Below are 21,014 nucleotides of genomic sequence, written 5' to 3' on the forward strand. Positions count from 1 at the left end.
GATCATCTGCATGATCGCGACTCACTTACTGTTCAGTTTTCAAGGAACAAACACTTGATTTTCGTTTCTGCCGCTCAATGTTTCGCTCGCAGCAGCAACTCTTATATGTTAGCACGTTCGTTTTCGTTTTGCAAGTCTTTTTTTGGAATCTTTTTTTCAAACTCTTTTATAGTTAGAAGAGTCAAAATAAAATTTCGCTAAAACCTGCTTTCAAAAACAAACATCTAACTTCGCAATCGCTCGGCTAGATTTATAGTATATCACCTCTCTGCTTATAATTCAAGCGTTTATCCAATATTTTTTACATAACGCAACATTTCTTCATTAGGCAATCTTTTAGTAATAAAAAAGAGCGCTAAGCGCTCTATGTAGTTCAGTCTGTTTTCTATTTGAAATCTTCTATATCTATCCTTCTAAAAGTTCTGAATTATTGCCCTCGTAGTCAAAACAAGGATAAGAACCTAAGATTCGTACTTGGCAACCTAATGCTTCGATTTCCTCCATAGCCGATTTTAACAAAACAGCTTCTGCATTTTCCAATACATCAATGTAGAAATAATAGTTCCCAAGCTTCTTTTTCGTTGGACGTGATTCGATGCGAGATAAGTTTAACCTTCTCCAGGCGAATGCAGATAACACCTGATGCAGAGCACCCGCGTAATCTTCCGGCAAAATCACTTGTATGCTTGTTTTGGAGTGGTCACTATTTTTATCGACCTTAATCGGTTCTGGTCCAATCAAAACAAATCGAGTGTAGTTATTATCGTGATCCGTTACACGTTCAGCAAGTATGTCTAACCCATAACGTTTTGCTCCAAGACGAGTTGAAAATGCAGCCCAACCACTCCCCGGGTGCGATGCAACTTGCGCTGCTCCTTCTGCTGTACTGCTTGCATTTTCAAGTTCAGCTTGAGCAATATGTTCACTGATAAATGTTCGGCATTGCGCAATCGCAACAGGATGAGACAATACTTTCAGAATTTTAGAAAATTCAATTTCTCCATCTTCGCCAACAAACTCTTCTCTACGCCCAACTAGATTTTGAATCGAAGGATATACCCATTCAGCTTGCATCGGAATATCGATTTCGTTAACTAGCCAATCCATATGTAGGCTTACTGAACCTTCAATCGTATTTTCGATCGGAATGACTGCATAATCCGCTGTTCCTTGTACGACTGCCATAAAGACATCAGAAATCAACTTATAGTGGATGAATTCAACTTGTTGGTTTCCGACTAAATAATCCACAGCTTCGTGAGAAACTGATCCTGCAGAAAGCAGTGCAATACGTGTCATGACGAAATTTCTCCTTTGATTGATGCTAGAAAAAGATCAGGGTGAATATCGCTTTCGCATAACGCCCCTTGTAAGTCTGGTTCCAACCAGAGCGTACGTGCTTGTACATCATGTTCCAACATTACACTTTGCATAAAAGATTCCAGGCGGTGAGCTTCTTCTTGACGACTTCCATCTACAAAAGCAAGTAGTGTAGGTCCAGCTCCGCTCAAAGCTACACCAAGCGCTCCATACGACGTTGCCTGTTCCAGAATCTTTTCCATGCCCGGCACAAGCGCTGCTCGGTAAGGCTGATGTAGACGATCTTTCATAGCTGAGGCTAAAAGATCCAATCGCCCTGAGGATAAAGCTGCTGTTAATAAAGAAGACCGGCTGATATTATATACGGCATCTTGAATGCTCAGCTGTTTTGGTAACACTGCACGAGCTGCCGAGGTCGCAAGTTCAAAGTCCGGGATCAGCGTTAAGACTTTTAACTGTTGAGGAGGTTCAATCCGAATATAATCGGCATGTTCGCCATCCCAAGCTGCGACAATAATACCGCCAAACAAAGAAGCCCCTACATTATCGGGATGGCGTTCGAGCGCAGTTGCCATATCGAATAATCGATCATTGGACAAAGGAGAGCCGATTAATGTATTCGCCGCTGTCATCCCTGCGATAATCGCCGATGCACTACTTCCTAAACCTCGTGTCAACGGAATATCCGAACGCATACCAATTTCAAGCTCCGGTACTTCAACACCCGCTTCTTCAAAAACGAGCTGAGCGACTTTATAAATCAGATTGTTTTTGTCCGCTGGAATTCCTTCAAAGCCTTCTCCAGAAAAATGTACAACAGTCTGCTCCGCTTTGCGCATCTCAATCCAAATGTATAAAGAAAGCGACATACCAAGCGTATCGAATCCCGGGCCTAAATTTGCAGTACTTGCCGGTACTTTGACCCTTACAGATCCTACATTTTCGTTCATCATGTACGGCTCCTTCCGACTTTTCCGATAACGTCAACCAAAGGTTAAACTCTATATCTGTTCGTTATTAAATCTAGCCTTCGACGCGGTACACACTCATCACTCGGCGAACAACGTCTAATTCTTCAAAGCGATTCAGCACCTTATCGATACTTTCTTTGCTTGCTTTATGGGTTACGATTACGATTTCTGCGTTTGGATTTAGCTCATTCGGTTGTTGAACGACAGAAGCCAAGCTCACTTCGTACTCGGTAAAAATTTGCGTAATACGCGCTAGCACGCCCGCTTTATCATCGACATGCAGCAAAATAAAGTTTTTGGAAAAGATTTCAGCGTCGCTTTTGAGCTTTTTCGGCTTGTTTGGTGCGATCTGTTTCAGACCGTTTACGCCTAAACGCAAGTTTTTGATCACCGAGACCAAATCTGCAACAACCGATGTAGCTGTTGGCATTTCACCGGCGCCGGCTCCGTAAAACATCGTCTCGCCTACAGCTTCGCCATGCACGTAAACCGCATTAAACACACCGTTTACCGAAGCAATGGGATGCGAGACTTTAACCATAGTCGGTTGAACACTGATCGAGATCGCATCATCTTCACGTTCTGCGATACCCAGTAGTTTAATTTCGTAGCCTAAGTTTCGAGCATACGTAATATCCGATTGACTGACTTCAGCGATGCCTTTGACTTGTACATCATTTAGTTCCACGTTGGTTCGGAAACCTAATGTACCTAAAATAGTCATTTTACGTGCGGCATCTAATCCTTCTACGTCAGACGTTGGATCAGATTCTGCGTAACCCAATTGCTGAGCTTCTTTGAGGACATTTTCGTAAGACACGCCTTCTTTGCTCATTTTGGTCAGCATATAGTTGGTCGTTCCGTTGACGATACCCATAATTTTAGTGATACGATCCGACGAAAATCCTTCGATCAACGTACGAATAATCGGAATGCCCCCGGCCACACTGGCTTCGTAAAAGACATCGCATTTCATTTCTTGCGCTTTCGCCAAAATTTCTGTGCCGTAAAGCGCCATAAGGTCTTTGTTCGCCGTCACGATATGTTTGCCCTGTGCAAGAGCTTCAAGAATATAAGTACGCGTCTGCTCGACGCCGCCCATCACTTCGACGATCACATCGATTTCAGGATCACGAATCACTTCCCACGGATCATCCGTCAAACGAGAAGCATCAATTGGAATGTTACGCGTTTTCTCACGATCTTTGACCGAAATCTTCTCAATGACAATCGGTGAGCCGACTTGGCTGCTCAAATCTTCTTGGTGCATATCAACGATCCGGACAACGCCTGTACCTACAGTACCTAGACCTAACAATCCTACTTTTATCGGTTTATTACTCACGTACATTTTCCTCCCCATCCTGATGCAGCAATGATTATCATCCACATCATGCTGCATATACCGCTAATTCCAAAATAGACGACTGCCCTGTTTGACTTCAACTATCCTTGCCCGATAACAACGACTCGACTGACACCATTTACCGATTCTAACGACGCGGTAAGGCTGCCCAGTTCTTCATGCAATCTTGACGTTTCTACCGATAATACCACATTTGCTGTTCCTTGTAGCGGAATGCTTTGGTTGATTGTCAGCACGTTACCGCCACTTTCTGCGATCAATCCGAGTACTTTAAATAAAATCCCCGCTCGGTGCTCCAGCAAAAGAGATAAAGTAACCAATCTTTCACGATCCAGTTGATTGACTTGATGAATTCCGTCTTTATATTTGTAAAAGGCACTGCGGCTGATCCCTGCAATTGCCACCGCTTCATTCACCGTTTTCGCTTGCCCGCCTGCCAGTAACTCTTTAACATGCAACGTTTTCAAGATCGCTTCCGGCAAAATATCTTCTCTGGCAAGATAATAACGCTCTTTCATTTCGACGTCCCCCTATTAAAGACCATTGTTTTCATATAGCGGACATTATATCGAGAAAACCAACCGGGCGTCAACCCTTTAACGCAAAAAAGTTACATGAAGCGTCATTTTTTATTTTTGATCTTATCCGCTTCTCTCTACAATTTTCTTTCCCTTTCCTCACATAACAAAAAAGCGAAGCGCCTCTAAGTAAGAGACACCTCGCTTGCTTCTTCTTGAATCTATATATTTCGATCACACAGCCGGTTATCATCCGGCGCCTGTGATCCTCTTTAATCTTTTGACTTAAGCTTTTGAACTTAAGCCTTGAAGTGGGCTCTCGAACTTACGATTTCGAGAGCGCACCTCACCCCCCGTCCACCCCCACACTACAGTGCGAGGCGGGCGGTTTGCGATTGGAGCGACTTTTGGCTTTCCTGCTACTGCCAGACCGAATTAGGTCCGCAGAGGAAAACAAGTCGGAGCGACAAGCGGAAACCGCTCGCCCTGCTCAATAGTAACTACTACCTTCAACAAACTCAAATTCAAAATCAGCAATCCGTACAATCGTGCCGTCTTTGGCGCCGCGCTTGCGCAATTCTTCGTCGACGCCCATATGACGCAGCGTACGTGCCAATTTGAGAATGGCATCGTGCGTAGTCAACTGCATACGTTTCATCATGCGCTCGATTTGAACACTTTCCACGACGAACATTTCGTTTTCCCGACGGATCGTGAAACCTTCTTCTTTCGCTTCTTGCGGACGGTAAACTTTACGTTCAACTTGATCTTCCGCTTCTTCAATAGCCGGAACGACTGCGATCGAATCCAATACATCAACAGCGCGATACATCAGTTCTTTCACACCTTGGCGAGTTAACGAAGAAATCGCCATGATCTCAAGATCCGGATTGATTTCGGCTACTTTTTCTTTGAACATGCGCAGGTTTTCTTCCGAATCCGGCATATCCATTTTGTTTGCCGCTACGATCTGTGGACGCTTCTCAAGCTCCGCATTGTACAATTTGATCTCTTCGTTGATCTTCACCCAATCTTCAAACGGATCGCGTCCTTCCGAACCGGACATATCTACGACGTGAATAATGACCCGCGTCCGCTCAACGTGGCGCAAGAATTCGTGTCCCAGACCTATGCCTTCATGCGCGCCTTCGATCAGACCCGGTAAATCTGCCATTACGAAGCTACGACCATCATCAATTCCGACTACGCCGAGGTTCGGCGTGATTGTCGTAAAGTGGTAGGCTCCGATCTTCGGCGTTGCCGCAGAAACAACGGATAGAAGTGTTGATTTTCCTACGCTCGGGAAACCAACAAGTCCTACATCTGCCATGACTTTAAGTTCAAGCACGATATAGCGTTCTTTGCCTTCTTCACCGCGTTCTGCAAGTTCGGGAGCTGTATTGTTTTGCGTAGCCATACGAACATTACCGCGTCCTCCGCGTCCTCCACGGGCTACAATAATTTCTTGACCGTTACGCGTCATATCCGCTAATACTTCTTGAGTGTCGTCATCAATGACTAACGTACCTGGCGGAATACGAACAATCGTATTTTCGGCATTGGCTCCGTATTGGTTTTTATTACGGCCTTTTTCGCCCGCTTTAGCTTTGAAGTGACGCTGATAACGGAAATCCATCAACGTACGCAGACCTTCGTCAACGCGGAAAATAATATCGCCGCCTCGACCTCCGTCTCCTCCGGCTGGCCCACCGTTCGGTACGTATTTCTCGCGTCGAAACGCAACCATACCGTCTCCGCCGTCACCTGCTTTTACATAAATCTTGGCTTTATCTACAAACATGGATTCACCTCTTCTACATCTTTAAATTAATTCGAAAGCTTCCAGCGGATATAAGTTCCGCGATCTGAAGCTTCTGTTGATACGTTGCAAGAAGCAAGAGCTTCTTCAACGGCATGGTGCACAACCGATACAGCTTGCGGATCATTTTCTGGTTCGATGAACAAAGTCGCTTCCCCGCCCTCTTCGCCGAACACGATACGCAGCGCAGGTTCTGCAGCTTGTGCGGCAAGCCCTGAATAACGATATGCCGCTATTCCCGCTCGCACTGCACGAATTAAACCTTCTTCATCATCTGAAGTCAGACTTCCAGCATAATGAAGATCTTCATCGGCGTAAATATGGAGCGCAACTTCTCGATTTTCACCTTTGATCGTCATCAGGTAAAAAACAAGTTCAGGAAGCCCAATCTTCGCGATCCGACTTTCTTTGTGCATATCTGAACTCACTCTAACTACAATCTCTTCGACTCGCTCAAGTTTGCCCATTTTTGCATATCCGAAAATCAGTTGAAGATCATTCATCCAATCATGTCGCTGATGACTGAGGACATTAAGGAAAAATTGTTGTGTCGTTTGTCTCAGTTCCCGAACCTCTTGATCCCGGCGATGCTTTTCTTGTCTGGACAGTAGAAAAAACACGGCAACAAGCCATGCTCCCAACAGAATAAACATCATTACATTTGGAAAAATCCAAGCCAGTATCAAAGGAACTAGGGTAGATAGCGGCATTAATACGGATAGGTCCCTCCACCTTTTCATCAGCTCTCTCCGTTTCTGATACGTAGTTAGTCTGAGTATACCCAGAATTCGGCAAAAATCCAAGTGAGTACAGCTCTATCGATCCATTGGAGCCACAAGTAAGGATGAACAAAAAAAGACCTTCGGTACGAATACCGAAGGCTTCTTGTTTACCCGTTCGTGTTAGGCTTCTACGGAAGCTGCTACGTCAGCAACTTGAACTGGGTAGACGCTAACTTTTTTGCGATCACGACCGTAACGTTCGAATTTCACAACGCCATCAATCATAGCAAACAAAGTGTCGTCTTTGCCAATACCTACGTTCGTGCCCGGGTGAATTTTAGTTCCGCGCTGACGGAAAATGATACCGCCGCCACGTACTGCTTGACCGTCCGCACGTTTAGCGCCAAGGCGCTTCGAGTGGCTGTCACGTCCGTTTTTTGTCGAACCTACACCTTTTTTGGAAGCGAATAACTGGAGATCCAATTTCAACATAGTGGTCTACCTCCTTCTTTGCTTATTTTTTAACCTCGTCGAGGCGAATATATTCACGGTAAGAAGTTTCGATTGTAGTCAGCATGACCACCATCGATTCCAAAATCACTTGAGCTTTCGCCTTCAGTTCATCCGATTGGATAGGCGGAAGAGTTCCGCTTAAAAAACCGTTCTTCATTCGAGTCTTCATCACAGTTCCCGCAAGCACTTCGATCGAATTGACCGTACCGACTGTAATCGCCGATATTGCCGAACAAACGATATCCTCGCCGCGATCTGCGTAACCCGCATGACCTTCGACTTTAAAGCCTGTAATTTTATGGTCGGGTAATCTTAAAATTTCGACGATAACCAAGTTATCACCTTCAATTATGCTTGAATTTTAGCAATCGTTACTTTTGTATACGGTTGACGATGACCTTGTTTCTTGTGGTAGTTCTTCTTAGGTTTGTATTTGTATACTACAACCTTTTGACCTTTACCATGTCTGTCAACTGTCGCCGTTACAGTCGCTCCGGATACCATTGGAGCTCCTACTGTCAGTCCGTTGTCGTTAGAAACGGCCAGAACGCGGTCGAATGTTACGCTTTCGCCGTCTGCGGCTTCAAGCTTCTCGATGTACAGAACATCGCCCTCTTGGACTTTGTACTGTTTACCACCTGTTTCGATAATTGCGTACATTTTCTTGCACCTCCTCATGTCTCAGACTCGCCTGGTTCGGGTGGATCATGGTCAAAAACGCAGATCGCTTTAACCCGGCCTGTGCGGTTACAGCATGTTGTGCAAAGTGAAGTACACCGGCACACATACCAACGTATCTTAGCATGCGCCTGCTCAAAAGTCAACAGGTCAGCGAATCATAATTTTCCCTGTTCCGCCGCACACACTGCATGTCTCGTAAAAGAGCCCCGCGCCGCTTTCGCGTATCTTTTTTCGCGTCATTTCAAGCAGTCCAAGCTTTGTCCATCCTACAATATGAGACTGCGTGCGGTCTTTGCCCAGGTGTTGCTCCAAACTATTTAGAACGCGGGTACGATTTTCTTCTTTTTGCATATCGATAAAATCAACAATCACAATTCCGCCTACGTCGCGTAACCGAAGCAATCTGGCAATCTCTTTTGCAGCTTCAAGATTGGTCTCGGTCACAGTCGTCTCCAGACTATCATCGGCTCCCGTATATTTTCCAGTATTCACATCAACAATCGTTAAGGCTTCGGTCTGATCCCAAATTAATGTACCCCCACCAGGCAACCGAATTTTCCTGCCAAAATCGCGATGAAGTTGATGTTCAATCGGGTGTACTTCAAATACAGATGTCGATTCCTGATGCAAAAAGACTCGATGATCAAAATTTGGAAATAGCTGCTCTAAGTAAGATTGAATTCGTTGCTGCTGAGCAATATCGTTCACGATAATCTCATCGCAGCTTGGATCGAATACATCCCGAATCATACGCTGAGCCAGATCCAACTCCCGATATAATTCTTGAGGAGCTTCTGCTGCTTCTGCTGTATGGACGATTTGTTTCCACTGACTTCGAAGCTGGTTCAAATCTTCGCCAATCCCTTCATCCGGTCCATTGACCGCTACGGTACGTATGATCATTCCTTCATCGGGTAAACGCAGCTGCTCCCCAAACATTTTTAACCGATTGCGTTCTGTTTCCGGTTCTATTTTTTTGGAGACGGCTACATAGTCGGATTCGGGCATATATACGATATGGCGACCCGGCAACGAATAATGAGTCGTGACTCTTGCGCCTTTTCCGCCAAGCGGTTCTTTGGTGATTTGTACCAATATTTGTTGACCTTTACGTGCAATATGTTCAATCGAAGGTTTTTGAAGAAGCTGCTTTTCCGAAGGAGTAGGGAGCATATCGTCGATATATAAAAACGCATTTTTTTTCAGTCCAATATCAACGAAAGCCGCTTGCATGCCTGGTAATACATTGACGATTCGCCCTTTGTAAAAACTACCGGCCGTGCCGTGTTCTTTAATTTTTTCTGCAGCAAATTCGATCAAACTTCCATGTTCAAGCAATGCGGCTTGCGTCCATTCTCCTTCATTATGTACAATCAATTTTTTCATAGGTCGCCTCCTACGCCCGACTTTTCGTGTTAACGCTTCCTAATCCTATAATAAGTATAACTGGTATGTATTCACTAGACGTAGAATTAAACAAAAAAGTTTCATCGTTTTAGATAAACGTAATAAAAGCCCTCTCACTAAAAGTGAAAGGGCTTTGTTGATCGTCATTTACGATTTGCCGCCACCGAAAATACGACGGAACAAACTGAAGCGACCTTTTTTTTCATCCAATTGCATCAAAGGTACGGTATCACCTTGAATACGTCTGGAAATATTACGATAAGCGATCGAAGCTTTCGAGTCCGGATTCATGACTGTAGGCTCACCCGTGTTCGCGGCTTTAATCACCATTTCGTCATCCGGTACGATTCCAAGCAGATCGATATTCAGCACTTGTAGCACTTCATCCACATCCAGCATTTCGCCGGCTTTGACCATATTCGGACGAATCCGATTGACGACCAATTTGGGCGATCCGATATGTGAACTTTCCAGCAGCCCGATCACCCGGTCCGCATCACGTACAGCTGCATTTTCCGGCGTAGTCACCACGATTGCCTGATCGGCACCCGCGATTGCGTTTTTGAAGCCTTGCTCGATTCCCGCTGGGCAATCGATCAAGACATACTGAAACTCGTTTTTCAGTTCAAGTACGATATCGCGAACTTGCTCTGGAGATAACGCACTTTTATCTTTGGTTTGTGCAGCCGGAAGCATATACAATTCTTCAAAACGCTTATCTTTCACGAGCGCCTGATGTAAACGGCAACGTCCGTCGGCAACATCGCAAATATCGTAAATGATGCGATTTTCCAGTCCCATCACGACATCAAGGTTGCGAAGCCCGATATCTGTATCCACCAGACATACTTTTTTGCCGAGTAATGCTAGCGCAGTTCCGATATTGGCTGTGGTCGTCGTTTTGCCGACGCCGCCTTTTCCCGAAGTGACGACTATAGCCTCTCCCATCTTCTACACTCCTTTGAACACATTCAGATCCCGGCGAAGCCGGGCGATATTCGCCATCTTGTCAATCTGCATCTGCCCGTCTTGGAGATAAGCAAACTCCATCTGCGTTTCATGCGGATGAGCGCTGCTTTCTTCTGCATGATCAGGCGGACGACTGATGACTTCGGCGATTCGTAATTGTGTCGGTGCCAGATAAGAAGCTCCAACGATCGCATGCTCGCTACCTTCCGAACCGGCATGAGCCATTCCGCGCAGTGCTCCGAGAATATAGATGTCTCCGGTACATACAATAGAGCCGCCCGGATTTACATCGCCTAAAAATAGCAGGTTACCGTCATGCCGGAGCACCTGTCCGGAACGGACCATGCCGCTTATGGTCGTAATTGGAGTACGCAGTACCGCATTTTCACGCAGCTCGGTCGATTTGGAGCCTTCAATTGAGCGAACCAATAGATTACGTTTACTTCGCATTACATCTAAAATTTGCAACTTTTGCTCATCCGACAAATCACGACTTCCGAATTGTATATCGATTGCCACAAGTGGACCACTTAAAATAGTTTGATGACTATGCTCCAACATTTCTTGAAGCTCATTTAACAGGTCATCAAAAGGAATGGTTTCGTCTAAACGAAATACAAGACCTTCTTTTGTCCCTTTGATTGTCACGAGATTGCGCTTGATGGACATCTCCCCCGCTCCCCCTTCAACTTGAATGTTTCGAGAAGAAGGTTCCTTTCTCCTGCACAACTTGCATAAAAGTTACCGCAACTTACTCGTTGTCTTTCTTTTTCACACGAAGCGGCATCTTATCAAATTGCCGACGAATCGGTACATAGATGATTAACGCAAATGTGAGTCGGAATAACAGGTCAGGAATCATGTATTGAATCAAAGCCCAATCATAGGTCTGTTCATTAAAATTAAAGACCGTATAAATGCCGAACAGCATATTGTCCAAAATGAAACTTCCTAACATCACGACCGTAAGCATAACGGGAAGCGGTGCTTTGGGAAGTTGGAAAATCAGACCTAATACGTAAGCCGTGAAGCCCATCGTAAACGAGTATGGACCAAGCATCGCGCCATAATAAACGACGTCATGCAGCATCCCGAATACGGCGCCAAGTACCATCCCGGCATAACGGTGACGGTACACGGCAACGAATAGTACACACACAAAGACCAAGTTCGGCATCAAATGCGGAATCCAAGCTTTAGGCAAAAACCATGGCAGAACACTGCCTTCGATCAGAAACAAAACAAAAAGCAGCAGGACGAGGATCTGTTTGCGCCATGTCATTGCGCACCGTCTCCTGTATTCGGATCAACTCCCGGAATCACGACGAACAGTTCTTTCCATTCGACAAAGCTTGCGGAAGGAAGAATCTTAGCTGTCGAAGTCAAACCGAATTCACTAGGAACGATGTCTCTGACTTTACCTAAAACGATTCCTGCCGGGAACACGCCGCCGCTACCTGAAGTCACGACAATATCGTTGACTTCGATCTTCTCTTTATTCGGATCATTGTTGTTAATCCCCGACATCAAAAGACGATTTTGCTTTTTGTCATAATTTTCTACAATACCGAATGTGCCGTCTTTGCCTGTCACTGTAGCCGCAATTGAATAACTGTCAGGTGAGGTCAAACTCAGAGAAGTGATCAACTGCACCGTCGATGTATACTCGGTAGTGGTACTAATGATACCGACCATCCCTTCGATACTGGTGACTGCCATTCCGACTTCTACCCCATCTTTAGCTCCAACATCGATATTGACTGTAGGATTATTCACGTCTTCATTAACGGAAACGACATGGGAAAACCGATAATATTTATTGGAGTTCCTTTTTTGTGTTTCTGTGAATTCCAAATCTTTTTGCAACTGATCATTTTTGTTTTTCAAAGTTCGATAATCGATCAACTGACGTTGAAGTTCAGCAACCTGAATCCGATAATTATCGTTTTCTTCGTAGACACTGTTCAAATCAGAAATATCTTCGAAAAATCCCGAAACAGCTTGTGTCGGTTTGTTAACGATCCGTTGCGTAAAGCCAACCGTGTCTTTAACGAATTTCTCGGGCCAAGTCAATCCAACTCGATCACCAAGCGTCACGCCCATGAGCGCAACGAAAAGTACGATTACGATCAGCAAAATAAATAATTTGCGATTTCCGAGCGTTCTAAACAGTTCGAACACCTTCTAACATGGGTGAATGATTCATCAAGATGCACACCTTTCGTTTAGCCGCGTTTGGAACGGGACTTGAATAGGTGGATATTATCGAGTGCGCGACCTGTACCGATTGCGACACAATCCAGTGGATTTTCAGCTACGATAACCGGCATTCCCGTTTCGCCTGCAAGTAGTTTATCCAGATTGCGCAGCAAAGCGCCGCCGCCTGTCAATACAATACCGCGATCCATGATATCGGCTGCCAATTCTGGCGGGCATTTTTCCAAAGTCACTTTTACCGCTTCAACGATCGAACTTACGGTATCTGCCAAAGCTTCTGTGATTTCATGTGCAGTGATAGAGATTGTTTTCGGAAGACCTGTCACGAGATCGCGACCGCGAATTTCGATGGTTTCTGGCGACTCCATTTGGATCGCAGAACCGATCTCCATTTTCAACATTTCCGATGTACGTTCACCAATCATCAGATTGTATTGGCGTTTTACGTATTGAATGATAGACTCATCCATTTCGTCGCCTGCAACGCGTACCGAACGAGCGGTAACGATACCACCAAGCGAAATTACGGCAACTTCAGTTGTACCGCCGCCGATATCAACAACCATGCTACCTGTAGGTTCCCATACCGGAAGATCTGCACCAATTGCGGCTGCAAACGGTTCTTCAATGGTATAAGCTTCACGCGCACCGGCTTGTTTGGTTGCATCTTCAACCGCACGTTGTTCAACCGCTGTAATTCCCGAAGGAACGCATACCATAACGTTCGGATGACGTTGGAACATCGAGCGTTTTTTCTGCGCTTGGTTGATGAAGTATTTAAGCATCGTTGCTGTTGTATCGAAATCGGCAATAACGCCGTCTTTCATTGGACGAATCGCACGGATATTCCCTGGTGTACGACCGATCATTTTTTTGGCATCTTCACCAACAGCCTCGATTGTTTTGGTATCGGTGCGCAACGCGACAACCGAAGGTTCTCTTACTACAATGCCTTTTCCTCGTACATATACCAGTGTGTTTGCAGTTCCCAAATCGATACCTAGATCTTTATTGCCCATCATTTTCTTTTAACTCCCTTTCTCATTCAAATTCAATTTTCGTTGTGTTATTTCACATCAAACCTTGTTCTTTTAGACTGATAAATCGACCGTCGCCGACGACGATATGATCCAACACATCGATTCCTACGATCTGCCCAGCTTCGACTAATCGTTTGGTAATCGCAAGATCTTCCGGGCTCGGCGTAGGATCACCGCTTGGATGATTATGCGCACAGACAATCGAAGCGCTGCTGTACTTAATCGCGGCGCGAAAAACTTCGCGAGGATGCACAATCGACGCATTTAAACTTCCGATCGACAACGTTTCTTGTGCAATCACGACATTTTTCGTATTTAGAAAAAGACAAACGAAATGTTCTTTTTGAAGATATCTGAGCTGTTCTGTCAACAATTCTGCCGCATCTTTTGGGCTACGAATCGTCACGGATTCACTCAAACGTGAGGCCACTATGCGCCGCCCCAGTTCCATCGCCGCTTTCAATTGAAGGGCTTTTGCTGGGCCTATGCCCTTGATTTCGATTAATTCTTCGATCCCGTAGTCTGCAAGACCGCGAAGACCTCCGGATTGTCCCAATATACGCTGAGCGATCATAATCGCAGACTCACTATGTGTACCAGTTCGAAGTAAAATCGCAAGTAGTTCGGCATGGCTAAGCGCCTGCGCCCCGTACTTCAACATTCGTTCTCTCGGTCGTTCTTCACGTGGAAGATCGCGAAGCATAATAGTAGAAGTTTCCATATAGCAGTCGTCCCTTCGAAATGGAACGCCGCTTCCGTGTTCAACTTGTGTATTCGATCATGGCAGGATCGGGACATGCGCTTGTTCAACTCAAAAACGGCAGCACCGATTTGCCCCTTTTAAACAATACCAGCTAAAAGCGGCTTGTCAACCTGAAGCCTATGCACCGTATCAATCCACGACTATGGTCTGATTTTCAACACGAAAGCTATGTAACTTTGTCATTATAGCACGCTCGTCGCTTGCAATCGAGTCGAGTCAAAAGAACCGAAAGGTTTAGAGAATTTTGCTCGCTGTAGATAACGCATGAATACCGAATTGTTGTAACATCTGATACAGCAATCCGATCGGCAGTCCGACAATCGTATGATAATCGCCTTCGATTTTTTCAACAAATACCGCACCTAGCCCTTGAACGGCATAAGAACCGGCTTTGTCCATTGGCTCACCGCCAGCAATATACGCTTCGATCTCGTATTCATGAAGAATACGCATCGTTACATTCGCTTGACTGAATTGGCATAATTCCTGTTGATTTGCAAGATCGATACAAGCTACTCCGGTATACACTTGATGCGTACTTCCAGATAACAGATTTAACATACGCTTTGCATCATTCGCATCTTTCGGCTTGCCTAACACAACTCCATCTTGTACCACAATCGTGTCGCTTCCAATCACAATTGCATCTTGGGAACTAGGTTGAGTATCCGAAATAATCGCTCGTGCTTTGCGTAAAGCCAGCTCTTGTACAATTTGCTGAGGTGTCCAGTGATCCGGTACGCTTTCGTCGGTATCACTAGCGTTCACTTCAAAAGGTATATTCAAAAGCGAGAGCAGCTCTCGTCTTCTTGGAGAACTCGAAGCGAGAATCAATCGCTTTGGATCTGTACTCATGTCTTACGTTCCTCCTTTGTCCATCAACCCTTCATCATTATAAATGAACGATTCCACCGTCTCAAGCTTCCTTGATCCCTTACAAAAAAATCCGTTCTCGCCTTGTACGCCGAGAACGGATTTTTGAAAATTATAGACTGAGTTTATTCCAATCTTCAGCGACTTGGTGCGAAACTTTCCAAATATCGCCCGCTCCCATTGTAATCACTAAATCTCCTTCTCCGATCGCCGTAGACAAGTAATTGAGCACTTCTTGCTGCGTCGCCAAATATTTAGCGTTAGGATTACTATTTTGCTGAATCAGTTCAGTCAATGAAGACGAATGAACGCCTTCGATCGGTTGCTCACCAGCAGGCGAATAAATATCGACGATGATCGCTTCGTCTGCATCCGAGAAAGCTCGACTAAACGCATCTAGCAAGAAGAACGTACGCGTATACCGTTGAGGTTGGAAAATTGCCACAATTCGTTTGCCTGTCGATTTAGCTGCACGCAGTGTAGCTTCAATCTCGGTTGGGTGATGCGCATAATCGTCAACGACGAGTACACCCGACGTATCGGCAAGCACTTGGAAACGACGTTTGGCTCCGTGGAATTTCGACAGCCCAATCGCCGCTTCTTCGAACGGAATTCCGCTTTTCAAACAAGCAATCAAAGCAGCCGTAGCGTTGTAGACATTGTATTTACCCGGGACAAACAGATTCACTCTACCCAGCTCCACACCTTCGGTGCTGAGTGTGAACGACGCACGGCGGTCTCCCAGCTCGATGTCCGAAATACGATAATCCGCATCTTCGCCCATGCCGTAAGTCACAAGTTTGCAAGACAACTTCGGCATCATTTCGCGTAAGTTCTCGTCGTCTCCGCATACAATCGCGCAGCCGTCTTCGCGAGTCTGATTCAAAAATTGAACGTAAGCTTCTTTGATTTTTTCAAAGCTGCCTTCGTAATTTTCCAAATGATCGGCTTCGATATTCGTCACGATGCTGATATAAGGGTGATACTGCAAAAACGTACCGTCGCTCTCATCCGCTTCTGCGACCACAAAATCGCTTTTGCCTGCTTTGGCGTTCGTTCCGAAACCAACAATCTCGCCGCCGATAATATACGTCGGATCTGTCCCGCATTCTTCCATTGCAAGTGCCGTCATCGACGACGTTGTCGTTTTGCCGTGCGCACCTGCAACTGCAATTCCTTGACGTTCGTTCAGAAGACGAGCCAACATTTGCGAACGGTGAATCGTCGGAATCCCAAGGCGAAGAGCTTCGACTCTCTCTACATTATCTTCCGGCAGTGCTGTCGAATACACGACAGTATCGGCTCCTGTTACATATTCAGCTCGGTGCCCATAGTGAATCTCTGCACCTTCTTCAACCAATCTTTTGGTAAGGCTTTGTTCCGCAACATCGGAACCTGTAATTTTGTAACCCATTTCTAGCAAAACTCGGGCAATTGCACTCATGCCGTAACCGCCGATGCCGATGAAATGGATGTGTTCGTTGTTTTTCATAAGGGGTTTCACCAACCTTTCTCAGAATCGGCCTGGTGCAGCAATTGCGCACGCACGTCGGAAATTAAATAAAGCGTTCCAGAGATAACTCCAAGGTCATCCGGTCCAATTAATGTTTTAAATTCGGTCAAAGCTTTTTGCCAATCCGGTTGCACGGTAATTTGAAGATGGTCTTTGGCATAAATTGAACGTAAGCCTTCTACAATCTCTGCCAAAGCGTAAGCGTCCATTTTTTTACGGAAATCCGGTTCAGTCAAAATCAATTCGTCAACCAAAGGCAAAATATGCTTCAAATAGTCTTCATGGCTTTTGGTCGATAACATCCCCATCATGAGTACAATTTTCTTTGCCTGCCAATCGTGACTCAAACTTTGCGCCAAAGCGGCAGCCCCTTCAGGATTATGCGCGCCATCGATCAAAATACGCGGTGTATGCTGAACAAGCTCCATTCGTCCCGCCCAAAATGTCGATCTGAACCCTTCAATAATCTTATCATCTTCAAGCTGAAAAGCCATATATTGACGCAACACTTCAAGCGCCATAAAAGCACCTGCCGCATTTTCTAATTGATATTCGCCACGCAGCGAAATCGATAGATCGAACTCACGGAAAGGGCCTTGGAAATGCAGCTTTTGCATAGGATCGTCAGTCTGTACTTTTTGGAAAAAGAACTTTTCGCCTGCCGCATAACACGAACTGTTGCGCGAAGCAGCGGTCTGCTTGATGATGTTCAAAGCTTCGGGTTGGCTAACGCTTGTCACAACTGGAACTCCCGGCTTGATAATGCCCGCTTTCTCGGTCGCAATCTTCTCTAACGTATCGCCGAGAATATCCATATGGTCGTGACCTACATTCGTGATAACCGACAATACAGGGTTCACGATATTCGTCACGTCCATACGTCCACCTAGCCCTGTTTCCCAAATGACGACATCCGGGAAGCATACGTCCGCGTAATACAAAATCGCAAGCGCCGTCGAGACTTCGAACATCGTGGGCGAACCCATCTCTGTCGCTGCAAGTTGCTTCACTACCGGGCGCAGCCGATTCGATAATTCGAGCAGCGTCTCATCTGGAATATCTTCACCGTTGTACTGAAAACGATTCGTAAACTTCGTGATAAAAGGAGACGTAAACGTCCCGACATCATACCCGTTATGAATCAATACACTTGTCAAAAACGCGCAGGTGGAACCTTTGCCGTTCGTTCCTGCCACATGTACGAATTTCAGACGTCGGTGCGGATGACCGAAATGTTCCATCAGCGCTTCGATTCGTTCAAGCCCCGGACGAATGCCAAAAGGAATCAATCCGTTGATCCAATCCACCGCTTCGGCATAAGAAGTTAGAGGCGCGATCGCGCCTCGTTCATTGTTTTCCATCTGAAATCCCCTTACCCTTTCAGTTCGGCGATTCGAGCCAGCACTTTATCGCGCTTATCGGAGTAGTCGGCTTGTTTCGCACGTTCTTCTTCGATGACATGGGCAGGTGCTTTCGATGTGAAGCCCGGGTTCGATAACTTTTTATCTACGCGCTCCACTTCGGCATTCAATGTTTTCACTTCTTTTTCGAGACGGGCGATTTCTTGCGCGATATCGATTAATCCGGCAAGAGGCAGATACAGCTCGGCTCCTGTAATCACGGAAGTCATCGCTTTATCCGGCGCTTGCAAATCCAGCCCGCTTGCGTAATCGGACGTGTTGCAGAAACGCTGGATATACGTCTCGTTCGCATTCAAAATGTCCAACATTTCCGGCGAAGTGGCTTTGATATTCAATTCGACCTTTTTGCTCATCGGCACATTCACTTCAGCGCGAATATTACGAACCGAACGAATGATTTCCATCAGCAATTCCATTTCGCGTGCCGCTTCTGCATTTTCAAAAGCTTCATCGTAGGTTGGCCAAGCTGCAAGGGTTACCGTCTCGCCTTCGTGCGGCAAATGCTGCCAAATTTCTTCCGAAATAAATGGCATGAACGGATGGATCATACGCATCGTACGGTCAAGCACATAAGCCAGTACCGATTGAGTTTTTGCTTTTGCGGCAGCATCTTCGCCATAGAGCGAAAGTTTCGCAAATTCGATATACCAGTCGCACAGGTCGTCCCAGATGAAAGTATAGAGCAGTCGTCCGGTTTCTCCGAATTCGTAAGCATCAATCAGACGTGTAATATCGCGTGCCGTCTCGTTCATCCGATGCAAGATCCAACGATCTGCTGTCGTCAATTCGCCGCTAATATCGATCTGATCGAAACTAAAGCCTTCAAGATTCATCAGTGCAAAACGCGAAGCGTTCCAGATCTTGTTGGCAAAGTTACGAATCTGCTCGACGCGTTCCCAACGGAAGCGCAAATCTTGACCTGGCGTAATGCCTGTCGACAACATAAAGCGCATCGCGTCCGCACCGTATTTCTCGATGACTTCAAGCGGATCGACGCCGTTGCCGAGCGATTTGGACATTTTGCGTCCTTCGCTATCGCGAACAAGCCCGTGAATCAATGTATCTTGGAACGGCATTTTGCCGGTAAATTCAAGACCTTGGAAGATCATACGCGATACCCAGAACGGAATAATATCGTATCCGGTTACCAATACGTTGACCGGATAGTAACGCTTGAAGTCTTCGCTTTCTTCGTTCGGCCAGCCCATTGTCGAAAACGGCCATAATGCAGAACTGAACCAAGTATCGAGTACATCGTTATCTTGAACCAGATCGTCGCGTCCCAGTTTCTCGCGAGCTTCTTCTTCGCTTTTCGCGACAACCATTTCTCCGGTTTCTTCGGAGTACCAAGCCGGAATTCGGTGTCCCCACCACAATTGGCGGGAAATACACCAGTCGCGTACATTTTCCATCCAGTGCAAATACGTGCGTTCGAAACGATCCGGCACAAAATTAACGCCTTCGCCCGATTTTTGAGCAGCGACAACAGGTTCTGCCAACGGCTGCATCTTAACAAACCATTGCGTGGACAGATAAGGCTCGACAATCGCGTTGGTGCGTTCACTATGTCCCACTTGATGCAAGTGATCTTCGATCTTCGTCAATACGCCTTGCTCTTTGAGATCATTCACGATTTTTTTGCGGCAATCCGCGCGATCGAGACCTTCATAAGGACCCGCTTCACTATTCATGATGCCGCCTTCATCCATTACCGTGATTTGTGGCAAATCATGACGCAAACCGACTTCAAAGTCGTTCGGATCATGCGAAGGCGTGATTTTCACCGCACCGCTACCGAATTCTTTTTCGACATAATCGTCAGCGATAACCGGAATTTCACGACCGATAATCGGCAGCACCAGCATTTTCCCGATCATATCGGTATAACGTTCGTCTTCCGGATGTACAGCCACTGCGGTATCGCCCAACATCGTTTCTGGACGCGTTGTAGCAACGGTGATCGAACCGCTTCCGTCTTTGAGCGGGTATTCCAGATGATACAGATGACCTTGCGTTTCTTTGTATTCCACTTCGATATCCGACAGCGCAGTACGTGCAGCCGGGTCCCAGTTAATAATCCGTTTGCCGCGATAGATCAGGCCTTTGTCATACAGTTTCACGAAAACTTCTTTAACCGCGTCAGACAGCCCTTCATCCAACGTGAAACGCTCACGGGAATAGTCCAGCGAGAGACCCATTTTCGCCCATTGTGCTTTGATATTGCCCGCGTACGTTTCTTTCCATTCCCAAGTCTGCTCCAAAAACTTTTCGCGTCCCAGATCATGACGGCTCAGACCTTGTTCGCGCAATTTTTGTTCAACTTTGGTTTGCGTCGCGATACCGGCATGGTCAGAACCCGGCAACCAAAGCGCATCATACCCTTGCATCCGCTTGGTACGTACCAAAATATCTTGCAGCGTAAAGTCGAGCGCATGACCGATATGTAGCACACCGGTTACGTTCGGAGGCGGGATTACGATGCTATAAGGCTTCGCTTCAGGTACTCTGCCCGCTTTGAAAAACTCGTTTTCTTCCCAATATTTGTACCATTTTTGCTCGGCGGCTTTTGGATCGTATGTGGTCGGCAAAGCATTTTGATTTTCGTGGTTTGATGGTTCCGTCATTGGACAGCCCTCCCGGAATTTGGATGAATCCATTTTGATTTTCAAAAAAAGGCAATAAAAAAAGCCCTTCGTCGCAAAGGACGAAAGGACATGCTTTCGCGGTACCACCTTTGTTCCACAGCTTCTGATGTTCACAAAAAACACCCAGAATATCGCTGAGGCACTCATACGAATAACGGCCGTAAACCGGTAATTCCTAGCTGCCGATTTCCTATTCAAAACGAAAAGGATCAAACAGGTTCAGAAAAACGACTCCCGGGCGACTTCGGTCAACCTA

General features: G+C 46.0%; 20 protein-coding genes and 2 other annotated features (1 of these 22 running past the window's edge). All 20 genes read right to left on the reverse strand.

Annotated elements, in window-relative coordinates; translation table 11 throughout:
* Window positions 1-405 precede the first annotated feature (405 nt).
* The 20 genes from pheA to NOM90_RS15055 all read right to left on the reverse strand — a co-directional run bounded on the left by pheA (window position 406) and on the right by NOM90_RS15055 (window position 20,737).
* A complete protein-coding gene (pheA, locus tag NOM90_RS14960) occupies window positions 406-1,299 on the reverse strand; it encodes a prephenate dehydratase (protein ID WP_255943068.1) in 894 nt (297 codons plus the stop codon).
* Complete coding sequence (thrB, locus tag NOM90_RS14965) at window positions 1,296-2,273, reverse strand: homoserine kinase (protein WP_370866624.1); 978 nt, start codon at window positions 2,271-2,273, stop codon at window positions 1,296-1,298. Before thrB ends, pheA begins: the two co-directional genes overlap by 4 nt.
* 70 nt (window positions 2,274-2,343) lie before the next feature.
* Window positions 2,344-3,636 carry a homoserine dehydrogenase gene (locus NOM90_RS14970; RefSeq protein ID WP_255943070.1) on the reverse strand — a complete coding sequence of 431 codons (1,293 nt, stop codon included), beginning with the start codon at window positions 3,634-3,636 and terminating at the stop codon, window positions 2,344-2,346.
* A 101-nt stretch (window positions 3,637-3,737) separates the two neighbouring features.
* Window positions 3,738-4,175 carry an ACT domain-containing protein gene (locus tag NOM90_RS14975; protein ID WP_255943071.1) on the reverse strand — a complete coding sequence of 146 codons (438 nt, stop codon included), beginning with the start codon at window positions 4,173-4,175 and terminating at the stop codon, window positions 3,738-3,740.
* 490 nt (window positions 4,176-4,665) lie between these two features.
* Entirely contained in the window at window positions 4,666-5,976 is a 1,311-nt protein-coding gene (obgE, locus tag NOM90_RS14980; protein WP_255943073.1) for a GTPase ObgE, read from the reverse strand.
* Window positions 5,977-6,002: 26 nt separating this feature from the next.
* Window positions 6,003-6,734, reverse strand: coding sequence for a Spo0B domain-containing protein (locus tag NOM90_RS14985; protein ID WP_255943075.1), 732 nt, complete (start codon window positions 6,732-6,734; stop codon window positions 6,003-6,005).
* Between the two features lie 162 nt (window positions 6,735-6,896).
* Window positions 6,897-7,208 (reverse strand): 50S ribosomal protein L27, encoded by a 312-nt coding sequence (rpmA, locus tag NOM90_RS14990; protein WP_255943077.1) that lies wholly within the window; start codon window positions 7,206-7,208, stop codon window positions 6,897-6,899.
* A 22-nt stretch (window positions 7,209-7,230) separates the two neighbouring features.
* Window positions 7,231-7,563, reverse strand: coding sequence for a ribosomal-processing cysteine protease Prp (locus NOM90_RS14995; protein ID WP_255943079.1), 333 nt, complete (start codon window positions 7,561-7,563; stop codon window positions 7,231-7,233).
* Between the two features lie 14 nt (window positions 7,564-7,577).
* Entirely contained in the window at window positions 7,578-7,889 is a 312-nt protein-coding gene (rplU, locus tag NOM90_RS15000) for a 50S ribosomal protein L21 (protein WP_255943081.1), read from the reverse strand.
* A 13-nt stretch (window positions 7,890-7,902) separates the two neighbouring features.
* Window positions 7,903-7,988 (reverse strand) — a sequence feature (ribosomal protein L21 leader region).
* Window positions 7,989-8,057: 69 nt separating this feature from the next.
* Window positions 8,058-9,296 carry an Rne/Rng family ribonuclease gene (locus NOM90_RS15005; protein ID WP_255943083.1) on the reverse strand — a complete coding sequence of 413 codons (1,239 nt, stop codon included), beginning with the start codon at window positions 9,294-9,296 and terminating at the stop codon, window positions 8,058-8,060.
* Between the two features lie 168 nt (window positions 9,297-9,464).
* A complete protein-coding gene (gene minD, locus NOM90_RS15010) occupies window positions 9,465-10,265 on the reverse strand; it encodes a septum site-determining protein MinD (protein WP_255943086.1) in 801 nt (266 codons plus the stop codon).
* Between the two features lie 3 nt (window positions 10,266-10,268).
* A complete protein-coding gene (minC, locus tag NOM90_RS15015) occupies window positions 10,269-10,955 on the reverse strand; it encodes a septum site-determining protein MinC (protein ID WP_255943088.1) in 687 nt (228 codons plus the stop codon).
* Window positions 10,956-11,037: 82 nt separating this feature from the next.
* Window positions 11,038-11,568, reverse strand: coding sequence for a rod shape-determining protein MreD (mreD, locus tag NOM90_RS15020; RefSeq protein WP_255943089.1), 531 nt, complete (start codon window positions 11,566-11,568; stop codon window positions 11,038-11,040).
* Window positions 11,565-12,467: a rod shape-determining protein MreC gene (gene mreC, locus NOM90_RS15025; RefSeq protein ID WP_255943091.1), complete on the reverse strand. Its 903-nt coding sequence runs from the start codon at window positions 12,465-12,467 to the stop codon at window positions 11,565-11,567. Before mreC ends, mreD begins: the two co-directional genes overlap by 4 nt.
* Window positions 12,468-12,511: 44 nt before the next feature.
* The gene (locus NOM90_RS15030) at window positions 12,512-13,525 is read right to left on the reverse strand and encodes a rod shape-determining protein (RefSeq protein ID WP_255943093.1); all 1,014 of its coding nucleotides are present in this window, start codon (window positions 13,523-13,525) and stop codon (window positions 12,512-12,514) included.
* Between the two features lie 49 nt (window positions 13,526-13,574).
* Window positions 13,575-14,264 carry a RadC family protein gene (gene radC, locus NOM90_RS15035; RefSeq protein WP_255943095.1) on the reverse strand — a complete coding sequence of 230 codons (690 nt, stop codon included), beginning with the start codon at window positions 14,262-14,264 and terminating at the stop codon, window positions 13,575-13,577.
* A 276-nt stretch (window positions 14,265-14,540) separates the two neighbouring features.
* Complete coding sequence (locus tag NOM90_RS15040) at window positions 14,541-15,161, reverse strand: Maf family protein (RefSeq protein ID WP_255943098.1); 621 nt, start codon at window positions 15,159-15,161, stop codon at window positions 14,541-14,543.
* Between the two features lie 130 nt (window positions 15,162-15,291).
* Window positions 15,292-16,671: a UDP-N-acetylmuramate--L-alanine ligase gene (gene murC, locus NOM90_RS15045; RefSeq protein WP_255943100.1), complete on the reverse strand. Its 1,380-nt coding sequence runs from the start codon at window positions 16,669-16,671 to the stop codon at window positions 15,292-15,294.
* Window positions 16,672-16,679: 8 nt separating this feature from the next.
* Complete coding sequence (locus NOM90_RS15050; RefSeq protein ID WP_255943102.1) at window positions 16,680-18,053, reverse strand: bifunctional folylpolyglutamate synthase/dihydrofolate synthase; 1,374 nt, start codon at window positions 18,051-18,053, stop codon at window positions 16,680-16,682.
* Window positions 18,054-18,064: 11 nt separating this feature from the next.
* Window positions 18,065-20,737 (reverse strand): valine--tRNA ligase, encoded by a 2,673-nt coding sequence (locus tag NOM90_RS15055; protein WP_255943103.1) that lies wholly within the window; start codon window positions 20,735-20,737, stop codon window positions 18,065-18,067.
* Between the two features lie 73 nt (window positions 20,738-20,810).
* Window positions 20,811-21,014 (reverse strand) — a binding site (T-box leader); it runs 79 nt beyond the window's last position.

It is taken from the genome of Saccharibacillus sp. JS10, assembly GCF_024436065.1.
GTDB lineage: Bacteria > Bacillota > Bacilli > Paenibacillales > Paenibacillaceae > Saccharibacillus.

What these genes read in the sequence shown, in the direction of transcription:
- pheA (WP_255943068.1), bottom strand. Translation starts at nt 1,299, where the DNA reads ATGACACGTATTGCACTGCTTTCTGCAGGATCAGTTTCTCACGAAGCT.
- thrB (WP_370866624.1), bottom strand. Translation starts at nt 2,273, where the DNA reads ATGATGAACGAAAATGTAGGATCTGTAAGGGTCAAAGTACCGGCAAGT.
- NOM90_RS14975 (WP_255943071.1), bottom strand. Translation starts at nt 4,175, where the DNA reads ATGAAAGAGCGTTATTATCTTGCCAGAGAAGATATTTTGCCGGAAGCG.
- obgE (WP_255943073.1), bottom strand. Translation starts at nt 5,976, where the DNA reads ATGTTTGTAGATAAAGCCAAGATTTATGTAAAAGCAGGTGACGGCGGA.
- NOM90_RS14985 (WP_255943075.1), bottom strand. Translation starts at nt 6,734, where the DNA reads ATGAAAAGGTGGAGGGACCTATCCGTATTAATGCCGCTATCTACCCTA.
- rpmA (WP_255943077.1), bottom strand. Translation starts at nt 7,208, where the DNA reads ATGTTGAAATTGGATCTCCAGTTATTCGCTTCCAAAAAAGGTGTAGGT.
- rplU (WP_255943081.1), bottom strand. Translation starts at nt 7,889, where the DNA reads ATGTACGCAATTATCGAAACAGGTGGTAAACAGTACAAAGTCCAAGAG.
- NOM90_RS15005 (WP_255943083.1), bottom strand. Translation starts at nt 9,296, where the DNA reads ATGAAAAAATTGATTGTACATAATGAAGGAGAATGGACGCAAGCCGCA.
- minD (WP_255943086.1), bottom strand. Translation starts at nt 10,265, where the DNA reads ATGGGAGAGGCTATAGTCGTCACTTCGGGAAAAGGCGGCGTCGGCAAA.
- minC (WP_255943088.1), bottom strand. Translation starts at nt 10,955, where the DNA reads ATGTCCATCAAGCGCAATCTCGTGACAATCAAAGGGACAAAAGAAGGT.
- mreD (WP_255943089.1), bottom strand. Translation starts at nt 11,568, where the DNA reads ATGACATGGCGCAAACAGATCCTCGTCCTGCTGCTTTTTGTTTTGTTT.
- NOM90_RS15030 (WP_255943093.1), bottom strand. Translation starts at nt 13,525, where the DNA reads ATGATGGGCAATAAAGATCTAGGTATCGATTTGGGAACTGCAAACACA.
- radC (WP_255943095.1), bottom strand. Translation starts at nt 14,264, where the DNA reads ATGGAAACTTCTACTATTATGCTTCGCGATCTTCCACGTGAAGAACGA.
- NOM90_RS15040 (WP_255943098.1), bottom strand. Translation starts at nt 15,161, where the DNA reads ATGAGTACAGATCCAAAGCGATTGATTCTCGCTTCGAGTTCTCCAAGA.
- murC (WP_255943100.1), bottom strand. Translation starts at nt 16,671, where the DNA reads ATGAAAAACAACGAACACATCCATTTCATCGGCATCGGCGGTTACGGC.
- NOM90_RS15050 (WP_255943102.1), bottom strand. Translation starts at nt 18,053, where the DNA reads ATGGAAAACAATGAACGAGGCGCGATCGCGCCTCTAACTTCTTATGCC.
- NOM90_RS15055 (WP_255943103.1), bottom strand. Translation starts at nt 20,737, where the DNA reads ATGACGGAACCATCAAACCACGAAAATCAAAATGCTTTGCCGACCACA.